The organism is Kitasatospora sp. NPDC101235, from assembly GCF_044767505.1.
GTDB lineage: Bacteria > Actinomycetota > Actinomycetes > Streptomycetales > Streptomycetaceae > Kitasatospora.
Genome location: NZ_JBIWNZ010000001.1, coordinates 433,375 through 446,872, shown reverse-complemented (window position 1 = coordinate 446,872; position 13,498 = coordinate 433,375). Strand labels below are relative to the sequence as shown.

General features: G+C 73.9%; 10 protein-coding genes. 7 read left to right on the top strand and 3 right to left on the bottom strand.

What is annotated here, in order from left to right; all coding sequences use genetic code 11:
* Window positions 1-198 precede the first annotated feature (198 nt).
* The 3 genes from lpdA to ACIRRH_RS02090 all read left to right on the top strand — a co-directional run bounded on the left by lpdA (window position 199) and on the right by ACIRRH_RS02090 (window position 4,061).
* Window positions 199-1,605 carry a dihydrolipoyl dehydrogenase gene (gene lpdA, locus ACIRRH_RS02100; protein WP_263455757.1) on the top strand — a complete coding sequence of 469 codons (1,407 nt, stop codon included), beginning with the start codon at window positions 199-201 and terminating at the stop codon, window positions 1,603-1,605.
* 63 nt (window positions 1,606-1,668) lie between these two features.
* Complete coding sequence (gene sucB, locus ACIRRH_RS02095; protein WP_403060386.1) at window positions 1,669-3,387, top strand: 2-oxoglutarate dehydrogenase, E2 component, dihydrolipoamide succinyltransferase; 1,719 nt, start codon at window positions 1,669-1,671, stop codon at window positions 3,385-3,387.
* A gap of 158 nt (window positions 3,388-3,545) precedes the next feature.
* A complete protein-coding gene (locus ACIRRH_RS02090; RefSeq protein ID WP_403060383.1) occupies window positions 3,546-4,061 on the top strand; it encodes a DUF4240 domain-containing protein in 516 nt (171 codons plus the stop codon).
* Window positions 4,062-4,067: 6 nt separating this feature from the next.
* Here the strand turns inward: ACIRRH_RS02090 and ACIRRH_RS02085 are convergent, their stop codons facing one another.
* Together ACIRRH_RS02085 and ACIRRH_RS02080 are read right to left on the bottom strand one after the other, a co-directional pair.
* Window positions 4,068-5,138: a DUF2510 domain-containing protein gene (locus ACIRRH_RS02085; protein ID WP_403060380.1), complete on the bottom strand. Its 1,071-nt coding sequence runs from the start codon at window positions 5,136-5,138 to the stop codon at window positions 4,068-4,070.
* Window positions 5,139-5,338: 200 nt separating this feature from the next.
* Window positions 5,339-5,845 carry a GNAT family N-acetyltransferase gene (locus ACIRRH_RS02080; RefSeq protein WP_403060377.1) on the bottom strand — a complete coding sequence of 169 codons (507 nt, stop codon included), beginning with the start codon at window positions 5,843-5,845 and terminating at the stop codon, window positions 5,339-5,341.
* A 77-nt stretch (window positions 5,846-5,922) separates the two neighbouring features.
* On the opposite strand from ACIRRH_RS02080, the gene ACIRRH_RS02075 reads away from it, so the two are divergent.
* A complete protein-coding gene (locus tag ACIRRH_RS02075; protein WP_403060374.1) occupies window positions 5,923-6,828 on the top strand; it encodes a TIGR01777 family oxidoreductase in 906 nt (301 codons plus the stop codon).
* A gap of 431 nt (window positions 6,829-7,259) precedes the next feature.
* Window positions 7,260-8,591, top strand: a complete 1,332-nt coding sequence (locus ACIRRH_RS02070) for an FAD-dependent oxidoreductase (RefSeq protein ID WP_403060371.1) — start codon at window positions 7,260-7,262, stop codon at window positions 8,589-8,591.
* Between the two features lie 337 nt (window positions 8,592-8,928).
* Here the strand turns inward: ACIRRH_RS02070 and ACIRRH_RS02065 are convergent, their stop codons facing one another.
* Complete coding sequence (locus tag ACIRRH_RS02065) at window positions 8,929-10,785, bottom strand: regulator (RefSeq protein ID WP_403060368.1); 1,857 nt, start codon at window positions 10,783-10,785, stop codon at window positions 8,929-8,931.
* Between the two features lie 380 nt (window positions 10,786-11,165).
* Between ACIRRH_RS02065 and ACIRRH_RS02060 the strand changes: the two genes are divergently transcribed.
* Window positions 11,166-11,927 carry a 3-hydroxybutyrate dehydrogenase gene (locus tag ACIRRH_RS02060; RefSeq protein WP_363381637.1) on the top strand — a complete coding sequence of 254 codons (762 nt, stop codon included), beginning with the start codon at window positions 11,166-11,168 and terminating at the stop codon, window positions 11,925-11,927.
* 151 nt (window positions 11,928-12,078) lie between these two features.
* On the top strand, window positions 12,079-13,479 hold the full coding sequence (locus tag ACIRRH_RS02055; RefSeq protein WP_403060365.1) for an MFS transporter: 1,401 nt from the start codon (window positions 12,079-12,081) through the stop codon (window positions 13,477-13,479).
* The last annotated feature ends 19 nt before the right edge of the window (window positions 13,480-13,498 follow it).

The following is a 13,498-nucleotide window of genomic DNA, read 5'->3' as shown; positions in this document are numbered from 1 at the left end:
GTCAACACCGCGCTGAGCTGCGATGATGCCCTTCCGTTGGGGGCATTCCCGCCCCGGTGACCACGCTGCGGGCCACCCCCGGGGCGGACCCGGACATCAGCCACCGTGAACAAGTGCGAAGATGTATTTCCGGCACGACTGGGCGCCTCACAAAGGCTTCCGACCCACCGGACCGCGACCGGCCCGGCGACCCACCCCATGCATGGAGGACGTGACGTGGCGAACGACGCCAGCACCGTTTTCGACGTAGTCATTCTCGGAGGCGGAAGCGGCGGTTACGCCGCGGCGCTCCGCGCCGCTCAGCTGGGCCTGAGCGTTGCCCTGGTCGAGAAGGGTGAGCTGGGCGGCACCTGCCTGCACCGCGGCTGCATCCCGACCAAGGCGCTGCTGCACGCCGCGGAGATCGCGGACGAGACGAAGGAGGCCGCCGAGTTCGGCGTGCTGGCCACCTTCCAGGGCATCGACATCAACGGCGTCCACAAGTACAAGGACGACGTCATCGCCGGCCTGTACAAGGGCCTCCAGGGCCTGGTGGCGTCCCGCAAGGTCACCTTCATCCAGGGCGAGGGCAAGCTCTCCTCGCAGACCTCGGTGGACGTCAACGGCCAGCGCATCGAAGGCCGCCACATCGTTCTGGCCACCGGCTCCGTGCCGCGCTCGATCCCGGGCCTGGAGATCGACGGCAACCGCGTGATCTCCTCGGACCACGCCCTCAAGCTCGACCGCATCCCGAAGTCGGCCGTCATCCTCGGCGGCGGTGTGATCGGCGTCGAGTTCGCCTCGGTCTGGAAGTCCTTCGGCGTCGAGGTCACCATCGTCGAGGCGCTGCCGCACCTCGTCCCGCTGGAGGACGAGAACTCCTCCAAGCTGCTGGAGCGCGCGTTCCGCAAGCGCGGCATCAAGTTCGAGCTGAAGGCCCGCTTCTCGGGCGTCGAGTACACCGAGACCGGTGTCCGCGTCTCCACCGAGAACGGCAAGCAGATCGACGCCGACCTGCTGCTCGTCGCCATCGGCCGTGGCCCGGTCTCGGCCGGCCTCGGCTACGAGGAGAACGGCGTCGCGATGGACCGCGGCTACGTCCTGGTCGACGAGTACATGCGCACCAACGTGCCCACCATCTCCGCCGTCGGCGACCTCGCCCCGACCCTCCAGCTGGCCCACGTCGGCTTCGCCGAGGGCATCCTGGTCGCCGAGCGCCTGGCCGGCCTCAAGCCGATGCCGATCGACTACGACGGCGTCCCGCGCGTGACCTACTCCAACCCCGAGGTGGCCTCCGTCGGCATCTCCGAGGCCAAGGCCGTCGAGCTGTACGGCAAGGAGAAGGTCGTCACCCTGAAGTACAACCTGGCCGGCAACGGCAAGAGCAAGATCCTGAAGACCGCCGGCGAGATCAAGCTCGTCCAGGTCAAGGACGGCGCCGTGGTCGGCGTCCACATGGTCGGCGCCCGCATGGGCGAGCAGGTCGGCGAAGCCCAGCTGATCTACAACTGGGAGGCTCTGCCGGCCGAGGTCGCGCAGCTCATCCACGCGCACCCGACCCAGTCCGAGGCCCTGGGCGAGGCGCACCTGGCGCTGGCCGGCAAGCCGCTGCACGCGCACGACTGATCACGCCCCACCCCCTTTCCCGGTACTTCCCGTACGCAAGACTTGATAGGAGTCGCTGAAACCATGGCGGTCTCAGTAACACTGCCCGCGCTGGGCGAGAGCGTTTCCGAGGGCACCGTCACCCGCTGGCTGAAGGCCGAGGGTGAGCGTGTCGAGGTCGACGAGCCGCTGCTGGAGGTGTCGACCGACAAGGTCGACACCGAGATCCCGGCCCCTGCCTCCGGCATCCTCTCCTCGATCAAGGTCGGCGAGGACGAGACCGTCGAGGTCGGCGCCGAGCTGGCGATCATCGACGACGGCTCGGGTGCCCCGGCCGCTGCTCCGGCCCCGGCCGCCGAGGCCGCGCCCGCCGCCGCTCCGGCTCCGGCCGCCCCCGTCGCCGAGGCCCCGGCCGCCGCTCCGGCTGCCCCGGCCCCGGCTGCCGCCCCGGCCGCCCCGGCCGGCGACGCCACCCCGGTGCTGCTGCCCGCGCTGGGCGAGTCGGTCACCGAGGGCACCGTCACCCGCTGGCTGAAGGCCGAGGGTGAGACCGTCGAGGTCGACGAGCCGCTGCTCGAGGTCTCCACCGACAAGGTCGACACCGAGATCCCGTCGCCGGTCGCCGGCACCCTGGTGAAGATCCTGGTCGGTGAGGACGAGACCGCCGAGGTCGGCGCCCAGCTCGCGCTGATCGGCGCCGCCGGTGCCGTTGCCGCCGCCCCGGCCCCGGTCGCTGCCCCGGCCCCCGCTGCTCCGGCTGCCCCGGCTCCGGTCGCCGCTCCGGCCCCGGTCGCCGCCCCGGCCCCGGTCGCCCCGGCCGCCCCGGCCCCGGTCGCCGCCCCGGCCCCGGTCGCCCCGGCCGCCCCGGTGGCCGACAGCGGTGACGCCTACGTCACCCCGCTGGTGCGCAAGCTCGCCGCCGAGCAGGGCGTCGCGCTGTCCTCCGTCGCCGGCACCGGCGTCGGCGGCCGCATCCGCAAGCAGGACGTCATCGCCGCCGCGGAGGCCGCCAAGGCCGCTCCGGCCCCGGTCGCCGCTGCCGCCCCGGCCGCCGCGCCGAAGGCCGCCGCCGCGCCGTCCGCCCTGCGCGGCCAGACCGTCAAGATGACCCGCATGCGCAAGGTCATCGGCGACAACATGCTGAAGGCGCTGCACGAGCAGGCGCAGCTGACGAGCGTGGTCGAGGTGGACGTCACCAGGATCATGTCGCTGCGCGCCAGGGCCAAGGAGGGCTTCCTGGCCCGCGAGGGCGTCAAGCTCTCCCCGATGCCGTTCTTCGTCAAGGCCGCCGCCCAGGCGCTGAAGGTCCACGCGGTCGTCAACGCCCGGATCAACGACGCCGAGGGCACGGTCACCTACTTCGACACCGAGAACATCGGTATCGCGGTGGACTCCGAGAAGGGTCTGATGACCCCGGTCATCAAGGGTGCGGGCGACCTCAACATCGCCGGCATCTCGAAGAAGACCGCCGAGCTGGCCACCAAGGTCCGCGACAGCAAGATCACCCCGGACGAGCTGTCCGGCGCCACCTTCACGATCAGCAACACCGGCTCGCGCGGTGCGCTGTTCGACACCGTGATCGTGCCGCCGAACCAGGTCGCCATCCTGGGCATCGGCGCCACCGTCAAGCGCCCGGTGGTCATCGAGTCCGACGGCGGCACCGCCATCGGCATCCGCGACATGGTCTACCTGTCGCTCTCCTACGACCACCGCCTGGTGGACGGCGCCGACGCCGCCCGCTACCTGGTCTCGGTCAAGGAGATCCTGGAGGCCGGCGAGTTCGAGGTCGAGCTCGGCCTCTGACCCCACCAGGTCCCCGCGGAACCCCGCGTACGGAACCCCGCGTCGTCCCCGGACGGCGCGGGGTTCCGCCGTTCCCGGCCCCCGGCCGCACCGGGTCGTGGGCCCGCACCGAGTCGCGGCATGCGCGGACGCGGCCGAACGGGGATGCTGGAGCGGTGATGGACGAGACGGACTTCTGGCAGATCATCGACGAGACCCGGGACGCCGCGGACGGCGACCCCGACGAGCAGGCCGACCTGCTGGTGGAACGGCTCCTCCAGCTGACCCCGGACGACGTGATCGACTTCGCCCGGCTGTTCCAGGCGCGGTTCCAGCGCGCCCACCGCTACGACCTGTGGGGCGCGGCCTACCTGCTGCTCGACGGCGCCTCCGACGACACCTTCGACTACTTCCGGTACTGGCTGATCGGGCAGGGCCGGGAGGTCTTCGAGGGCGGGCTGGCCGAACCGGACGACCTGGCGGACCTGCTGCCCGAGTTCGACGAGGAGGAGGACGGCGAGGCCGAGGACCTCGGCTACGCCGCCGACGAGGCGTACGAGCAGCTGACCGGGCTGCCGCTGTCCGAGGTGGGCGGGCGGCAGGCCGGGCGGCCGTCCGGACCGGCCCTGGACTTCGACGACCCGGACGTCATGGCGAAGCGGTTCCCCAAGCTCTGGGAGCGGTACGGGGACTGAGGAATCTCAGGTGCTGCTGCCGGAGGAGCTGTCCTGCTTGATGCCCCTGAGGATCTGGTCCAGCACCGAGACGTCCGGCGCGGCCGGGTTGTCGTCCACACCGCCCTCCATGACCACGTAGCCGCCGCCCTTGGCCGGGAGGGCGGCCAGCAGGACGTAGCCCTGGGTGCCGTCGGTGGTGCGGATGTGCCAGCGGGTGGCGTAGCCGAGCACCCCGGCCACGCTGACGTACCCGGAGCCGGAGTCGGTGTGCGAGCTGACCCCGGAGAAGATCTGCCCGGCGTAGACGGGCATCCGGGCGTCGGCGGCCGCCTTGGGCGAGGAGCCCTGGATGGTGTCCTTCTCGACCGAGAACTGGCCACGGATGCAGGAGCTGCCGTCCGGACAGGTGTAGCGGCCGGTGCCGAGGTAGACCGTCGAGTGCGGCGGGTTGCTCGACACCTCCCAGCCTTCGAGGACCGGCACGGTGATCGCGTGCTGCGCGTCGGGGACGGTGCTCTTGACCGCCGGCAGGGGCTTGGGCACCGTGGGGCTGCTGGTGGGCACCGTCGGGCTGGGGCTCGGTTTGGGGCTGCTGCTCTGGGTCACGGTGACCGTGGGGTTCGGGGTCGGCTCCGCCCTCGGGTCGTCGCCGCCGCTGAACGCGATCCCGGCGACGATCCCGCCCACGGCCAGCACCGCGACCGCGATGCCGATGATCAGGCCGGTCTTCGGCTTGGCTGCCGGGGCCGGCGGGTAGCCCGGGTAGCCGTAACCGGGGCCCTGGGCCGGGTAGCCGCCCTGGGCCTGGCCCTTGTAGGCGTCCTGGCCGAGGTAGCCGTATCCGGGTGCCGGGGAGCCGTCCTGGCCCGGGTAGCCGTAGGCCGGGGCCGCGGGGCCGCCGGGATAGCCGTAGCCGGGCCGCTGGTCGGACGGCTGCCAGGTCTGGGTGGGTGCGTCGGCGAGCCCGCCCGCGACGCCGCCCTGGAGCGGCCGGACCTCGTTGGTCCAGGCGTTGCCGTCCCACCAGCGCTCGTGACCGGGGGTGCCGTCCGCACCCGGGACCGGGTACCACCCGGGAGGCGTCGAGTTGCTCACGGGCGTACGGTACCCGGCGCGCAGGCGGTCCGGACAGGGCGGGACCGTCACGACTCTGCACCACCCGGCAGGCGGTCAACCACCGCTTCCGGCAGGCCTGTTCGGACCGTCGACGGGTGGTTGACGGGTGGGCTCGGTGGGTCCGGCGGGTCCGGTGGGTCCGGTGGGTCCGGTGGGCCCGGTCGGGTGACCGGCGGGGTTCAGTCGGCCAGTGGGCGGGCCATCCAGATGTCGTCCACGTACCGGCCGTCGATCAGGAACTCCTCGGCCAGCGAGCCCTCGACGACGAACCCGCAGCTCTCGTAGAGCCGGCGGGCCGGGGCGTTCCAGCCGAGCACCCGCAGGCTCATCTTGCGGGCGCCCTCGGCCCGGGCCGCCGCGCAGGCCGCCTCGACCAGTCGGCGGCCGATGCCCCGGCCGCGGACGGTGCCGTCGACGGCCAGGCCCTGGATCTGCCGCACGTGCCGGTTGCTCGCCAACGGGGTGGACGGGACCTGACGGATGTAGCCGACGATCCGGCCCTCCAGCACGGCCAACAGGAACTGCTCGGGGGTGTGCCGCTCGTCGAAGACCGAGTCCTCTGCGGGCGGTTCCGGGGAGACGTCGGACAGGAATGACCAGGACGCGTGGTTGAGGACGGCGAGCTCGCGCTCGTCCTCGCTCCGCGCCGTACGGATGATCAGATCGTCGTCAGGCATGCGGGCCATGCTAACGGCGTGCATGCGAACGTGACAGGCGGTCGGGGAACGCCGCGGGAGCACGCGGGAGCTGCGAGGATGGGCGCATGCGCATCGCTGTCACGGGTTCCACGGGTTTGATCGGTTCGGCGCTCGTCCGCTCCCTGCTGGCGGACGGCCACGAGGTGGTCCGGCTGGTCCGGCACCGGTCGAAGACCGGCCCACGGCCGGACGGCAGCACCGCGATCGGCTGGAACCCGCTGCTCGGCGAGGTCGAGCGGGACGGGCTGGCCGGGGTCCAGGCCGTGGTGCACCTGGCCGGCGCCGGGGTCGGCGACCACCGCTGGACGGACTCCTACAAGCGGGAGATCCGGGAGAGCCGGGTGTACGGCACCGAGACGCTGGCCGTCGCCCTGGCCGGGCTCAAGGAGCCGCCGCAGGTCCTCGTGAGCGCCTCCGCGGTCGGCTGGTACGGGCAGACCGGTGACCGGGTGGTCGACGAGGACTCCCCCGCCGGCGACGACTTCCTGGCCGAGGTCTGCCGGGAGTGGGAGGACGCCGCCCGGCCGGCCGAGCGGGCCGGGATCCGGGTCGTCCATCCCCGCACCGGGCTGGTGCTGTCCGCGGCCGGCGGGGCGGGCGCGCGACTGTTCCCGCTGTTCAAGCTGGGCCTGGGCGGTCGGCTCGGCGGCGGGCGGCAGTACTGGAGCTTCATCTCGCTGCACGACGAGGTGGCCGCGCTGCGGTTCCTGATCGACCACGACGACCTCTCCGGCGCCTTCAACCTCACCGCGCCGAACCCGGTGACCAACGCCGAACTGACCACCGCGCTCGGCCGGGCGCTGAGGCGGCCGACGCCGTTCCCGGTGCCGGAGGCGGTGCTCAAGGCGGTGCTGGGCGAGCTGGCGATCGAGGTGGTCGGCAGCCACCGGGTGCTGCCGCGGCGGCTGCTGGACGCGGGCTTCCGCTTCACCCACCCGGACGTGTACTCGGCGGTGCTCGCGGCCATGTGACGGGTGCGCCGGCCGGGGCGGGTGCCGGGCGGCGGGGCGCACGAGGCGGCCGCGTGCGCCGGGCGGGTGGGCGTGCGCGCAAGTCGCACGGAGCCGGCACGTACTCCGACTACGGCATCCGCCCTGGCCAGGGGCATATGCCGGGCGGGGTCCGAGGGGGCCCGAGGAGGGGGCGCACGGGAGCACATGGCGGGCGCGTCGCACGCCCCCGGTGACCGTACGCGCCCGCCGACCCCCGAACCCGGCCGCCGCGGCGCACTGTCCGTGACCACGCCCCCGCCTGGCGCCGCACAACCCTCCCCGACCCCGGATCCGGTCCGATGGGCTTGTCTGATGCTCACACTGACTGGGCATCACCCTCCACGGACCGTGTCCCGGCACCCCGCTGCCTGCGTCGGCCGGAGCCCCGGGACCAGGGAGGGAGCACGCCAGTGCCCACGTACGACTTCACCCGCCGCGCCCGCCGGCCGTCCGACCCGGACGTCGTCGTGGTCGGCGCCGGACTCGCGGGCCTGGCCGCCGCCCGCGCGCTCACCGGCCACGGCCTCGCCGTTCAGATCCTGGAGAGCACCGACCGGATCGGCGGCCGGATGGCCACCCGCGAGCAGGACGGATTCCGGCTCGACGACGGCAGCCACCTGCTGAACACCGCCTTCCCCGAGCTGCGCCGCGCGCTCGACCTCGACCGCCTCGACCTGCGCCCGCTCGCGCCCGGCGTACTGGTGCACAGTGCCGGCCGCCGCTACCGCGCCGGGGACCCCCAGCTGGCCGTCGCCCGGCAGGCCGCCACCCGTGCCCCGCTCGGCAGCCCGCTGGACAAGGCCCGGCTGGCCGGCTGGCTCGGCCGGCTCGCCACCACCCCGGTCGGCCGGCTCCAGGCCCGACCGGAGACCACCACCGCCCGCGCGCTGGCCGGGCACGGCCTCGCCCAGCGCACCGTGGACGGCTTCCTTCGCCCGCTGCTCAGCGCGCTGCTCTCCGATCCGGCACTCGGCACCAGCAGCCGGGTCGCCGACCTGGTGCTGCGCTCGTACGCGCGCGGGCGGCCCTGTCTGCCCGCCGACGGGATCACGGCGGTACCGGCCCAGCTGGCCGCCGCCCTGCCCGCCGGCACCGTCCGCACCCGGGTGCAGGTCACCTCGATCGCCGCGGACGGCGTGGAGACCCTCGCGCACGGGCGGATCGGCGCCCAGGCCGTCATCGTCGCGACCGACGCCCGCTCCGCCGCCGAACTACTGCCCGGGCTGCGGCTGCCGGACTTCCACCCCGTCACGACCTTCTACCACGCGGCCGACGCCGCCCCGCTGGCCGAGGCCGTCCTGCTGCTCGACGGCGACCGGCCGAACGGGCACCCGCCGCTGGTCTCGCACTCGCTGGTGCTCAGCGAGCTGCACCCGTCCTACGCCCCGGCCGGCCAGGCGCTGATCGCCACCACCGTGCTCGGGCGCCGCGCCTTCGACGTGGGCGGCCCGGCCGGGCTGGAGCCAGCCGTACGGGCCCGGCTGGCCGAGCTGTACGGCAGCTCGACGTCGGGCTGGCAGTTCCTCGGCGTGCGGCACGTCCCGGACGCGCTGCCCGCGATGCCGCCGCCGCACAACCCCCGCCGCCCGGTGCGGCTGCTGGCCGGGCTGTACGTCGCCGGGGACCACCGGGACACCAGCACCGTGCAGGGCGCGCTGGTCTCCGGGCGGCGGGCGGCGCGGGCGGTGCTGAGCGACCTCGGCCTTCCGGCCGACGCCCGGGAGGCCGAGGTGGCGGCCTGACGGCCCGGGCCCACTGCCGGGCCGTTCGAGGCGCCCGGACGCACCAGCGGTCTGCCGGGGTGACAGACCGACGGCGTGCCAGGGTGCGGGGGCACCTGTCCTGACCGGTCATCGGATCCTGTTCCCGGCCGGCTGTGGGATCGGCTTCGGCAAGCTGCGCGGCGGCCCGCCGCAACGGGCGGGCCGCCGCGTGGCCGGTCCCGGTGTCCGTGGGGTTCGGCGCGGGCGCCCGGTGGCGGCCGACGCGGAGCAGGCGCGGGTCCGGGCCGCCGAGAGCCGGCAGGCCCGGACCTCCGCACGCCGGGCCCGCGGGCCCGCTCCCCACCCACCCGCCGGGTCAGATCACTCCCGCCTGCCGGGCCGTCTCCTCGAAGGCGCGGGCCACCGGGCTGCCGCGGTAGGGGGTGAGGCGGCGGTGGAAGTCCCGGACGTACTCCAGCGAGCGGGCCGAGCGCATCTCCCCCGCCGCCCGCAGCGCGTCGGTGGCCATGGTGCAGGCCTCGTCGAGGTCCCCCATGCCGAGCCGGGCCGTGGCCAGCACCAGGCGGCAGAAGATCCGGCTGCGGGCGTAGGCGGGCGAGCGCAGCCGCAGCGACTTCTCGGCGTGCTGCGCCGCGGTCCGCCACTGCTGGAGGTCGCGGTAGCAGTGGGCGAACTCGTCGGAGAGCTGGGCCTCGTCGAAGTACCGCGCCCAGGAGGGAAGTTCGTCGCCCGTCCGGGCCGCCGTCAGGGAGCGCTCGGCGCGCACCAGGGCGGTGGTGCAGGACCGTACGTCGCCCAGCAGGCCGTGCCCGCGCGCCTCGGCGGCGTGCATCAGTGACTGGACGACCGGCGGCACGGCGGTACCCACGCCCTGCTGGGCGACCCGGGCGAGCTGGACCGCCTCCCGGCCGTGGCCCAGGTGGACGGCCTGCTGGCTCATCGTCACCAGCACGTAGCCGCCGAGCGCCCGGTCCCCGGCGGCCTGGGACAGGCGCAGCGCCTGGACGAAGTAGCGCTGGGCGAGGCCGTGGGCGGCGATGTCGAAGGACGTCCAGCCGGCCAGCCTGGTGAGGTCGGCGACCGCGCCGAACAGGGCCCGGCCGATCTGCTCGCCGTAGCGGCCGCGCAGCATCGGCTCGGCCTCGCTCTCCAGGTAGCGGACCAGCGCCTGGCGGGCGTGGCCGCCGCCGTAGGCGTGGTCCAGCGCGCGGAAGAGGTCGCCGACGGCGCGGATGGCGGCGATGTCGCCGCGGCCGACCCGCAGGGTGGGGCGGGACTCGCGGGCCGGGTCGGTGTACGGCGGCTCGACGGCGACCGGCGGCCGGCGGCTCTGGATCGGCACCCGGCCGATGGTGGGGGCGGTGCCGGTGGTCCCGGCGGTGCTGCGGGCGGTGGGAGCGCCGGGGGCCGGCCCGCGCGCCGGGCTCCCGGGGGACGCGCCCGGCGCGCCCGGCGCCGGGGCACCGGTGATGGCCGCGGAGGTGGCGCTGCCGGACGGCGGGCCGGTGGTGGCGTCCGGCCGGGACAGGGTGGAGCCGTCCCGGGCGACCCGCTCGTCGGTGCGGCCGATCAGCCAGTCCCGGCTGGGGACGACCAGGCCGGCCGGGGTGAAGGCGATCCGCCGCAGCTCGGACTGCGGGCCGTTGTCCTTGCGCCACATGCTCGCCACGATGTCCACCGCCTCCTGCGGCGTCTCGGCGAACTCCAGGCCGGCGTAGACCGGGGCGCAGGCGTCCAGACCGAGGTCCTGGGCGGTGAGACGGCGGCCGAGCCGGCGGGTGAAGACCTCCGCGATCAGCGCCGGGGTGGCCCCGCGCGGCTGCTGGCCGCGCAGCCAGCGGGTGACCGAGGTCTTGTCGTAGCGCAGGTCGAGGCCGTGTTCCAGGCCGAGCTGGTCGACCCGGCGGGCGAGGCCCGCGTGCGAGAAGCCGGCCTCCTCGATCAGCGCCGCGAGCTGGCCGTTCTGCGGGGCCGGGCCGGAGTGGCCGCTGCGGGCCGGGGTGGGCGCGGGCGCGACGGGGTTCTCGTGCCGGTCGGGTGTGGCCTGCACCGGCAGCCGCAGGTCGTCGGCGTCCGGGGCGTCGGCGGCCAGCGTGTCGGCGGTCAGGGCGTCGGGGGCGTCCGGAAGGGTCCGGCCGACCGGCCCTCGGTGCTGGCCGAGCGGGTCGAGCGGTCCGTACGCCGGGCTGTCGGTTGCAGGCCGTTGGGGCATGTCTGTCAACACCTCTCGGACGTCGCACCGGGCTTCACCAGCACTTCGGCGGCCTGGGGCGGCGCCCCCTGTCGGGAATCGGCGTGAATGTAGCGAGCATTCGGGCGCTATGGGTGGATCTGACCGAGCAATCCACCGAACGGGTGAAGCAACCGCGCCCATTGTGGGGAAGCGGACTCGGGTTGGGTTTGGTCCTCCGGGGCCGAACCGTCGGCCGTTCCGGGGGCCTCTCCGAGGGCCGCTCCGAGGGCCTCTCCGAGGGTCGATCCGCCGTTCGGGCCTCGCTCCGGCGTCATGGCGGACAGCACCACAGATCGCCAGGATGCTGTGGCGGCCCACCACATGGGAGTGGGGCCGTCGGATTCCTACCGTTCTCGGCCATGGACACCTCTACTGCCCGCCCGCTCGCCGGCCGCACGGCCATGGTCACCGGGGCCGCCTCGGGCATCGGCCGGGCCTGCGCCGAGGCCTTCGCCGGGGCCGGCGCCCGGGTCTACGTCGTCGACCTCGCGGCCGGCCCGGCCGAGGAGCTCGCCGAGCGGATCGGCGGCCGCGCGATCGTCGCCGACCTCGGCGACCCCGGGGCCGTGGACGCCCTGCCGGACGACGCCGACATCGTCGTCAACAACGCCGGCCTCCAGCACGTCGCGCCCGTGCACGAGTTCCCGCCCGACCGCTTCACGCTCATCCAGCGCGTCATGGTCGAGGCCCCGTTCCGCATCCTGCGCCGCACCCTGCCGCACATGTACGCACAGGAGTGGGGGCGGGTCGTCAACATCTCCTCCGTCCACGGTCTGCGCGCCAGCGCCTTCAAGTCCGCGTACGTCACCGCGAAGCACGCGCTGGAGGGCCTGAGCAAGACCGTCGCCCTGGAGGGCGCGCCGCACGGCGTCACCAGCAACTGCATCAACCCGGGCTACGTCCGGACTCCGCTGGTGGAGAAGCAGATCGCCGGCCAGGCGCTCGCCCACGGCATACCCGAGGACGAGGTGGTCGAGCGGATCATGCTCGACCGCACCGCGGTGAAGCGCCTCATCGAACCCGACGAGGTCGCCCAGCTCGCCCTGTGGCTCTGCTCCCCCGCCGCCTCCTACATCACCGGCGCCAGCCTTCCCGTCGACGGCGGCTGGACGGCGCACTGAGCGGGGAGCGCTCCGCGATCCCGCCACCCCTCTCATAGGGCAGTCAGACACTTTCGACCCGGGACTGTATGGGCCACCCACATAGTCCCGGGGTCGGACGCTTCCTACCTTGTGGCGACATCGTCTCCCCCTGGTTCTGGAAGTGGTGGCCATGAACACCTCTGCGCGAGGTACGGCAACGAGCAGCTCACTCCCGAGAGTGGTGGCCGCGAGCCTGATCGGCACGACGATCGAGTGGTACGACTACTTCCTGTACGGAACGGCGGCGGCGCTGGTGTTCGGGAAGCTGTTCTTCCCGCACAGTGATCCGCTGACCGGGACGCTGCTGTCCTTCCTGACCTACGCGATCGGGTTCGCGGCGCGGCCGCTCGGGGCGCTGGTGTTCGGCCACTTCGGGGACCGGGTCGGGCGCAAGAGGCTGCTGGTGGTGAGCCTGCTGCTGATGGGCGGGTCGACCACGGCGATCGGGCTGCTGCCGACGTACGACTCGATCGGGGTCGCGGCACCGGTCCTGCTGACGGTGCTGCGGCTGGTGCAGGGCTTCGCGCTCGGCGGTGAGTGGGGCGGCGCCGTGCTCCTGGTGTCGGAGCACGGCGACCAGCGGCGGCGGGGGTTCTGGGCGTCCTGGCCGCAGGGCGGGGCGCCGGCCGGGAACCTTCTGGCGGCCGGGGTGCTGTCGCTGATGACGGCGGTGCAGTCGGACGAGGCGTTCCTGGCGTGGGGCTGGCGGGTGCCGTTCCTGCTGTCGGCGGTGCTGGTCGTGGTCGGGATGTGGATCCGGCTCGCGGTGGACGAGTCGCCGCTGTTCAAGCAGGCGCTGGCGGCGCAGCAGCAGCGGCAGAAGGAGCGGCGGACGGCCGAACGGCCGCCGCTGGTGGAGGTGTTGCGCAACCACTGGCGGGAGGTGCTGGTGGCCATGGGCGCGCGGATGGCGGAGAACATCTCGTACTACGTCATGACCACCTTCGTCCTGACCTACGCCGTCACCCACGCCCACTTCTCCAAGCAGACCGCGCTGAACGCCGTCCTGATCGCCTCCGCGATCCAGTTCGCGCTGATCCCGCTGTTCGGCGCGCTGTCCGACCGGGTCGGGCGCAAGCCGGTGTACCTGGTGGGCGCCGTCGGGGTGGGCGCCTGGGCCTTCGTCTTCTTCGGCCTGGTCGACACGAAGTCCTTCGGCTCGCTGGTCACCGCCGTGACCGTCGGCCTGGTCTTCCACAGCGCCATGTACGCGCCCCAGGCCGCCTTCTTCTCCGAGCTGTTCGCGACCCGGATGCGGTACTCGGGCGCCTCGATCGGGGCCCAGTTCTCCTCGGTGGCGGCCGGTGCCCCGGCGCCGCTGATCGCCACCGCGCTGCTCAAGGACTACGGCAGCGCCACCCCCATCGCGGTGTACGTCGCCATCGCGGCGGCGATCACCGTGCTGGCGGTGCTCTGCGGCCGGGAGACCAGGGGCCTGGACCTCGCGGAGGTCGCGGGAGGGGACGGGCAGGAGGGCGGGGCGGGCCAGGAGGCGGATGCCACGGCGGCCGGAAAGCCCGCCGTCACCTGAGGACCCAGCCGATACGATC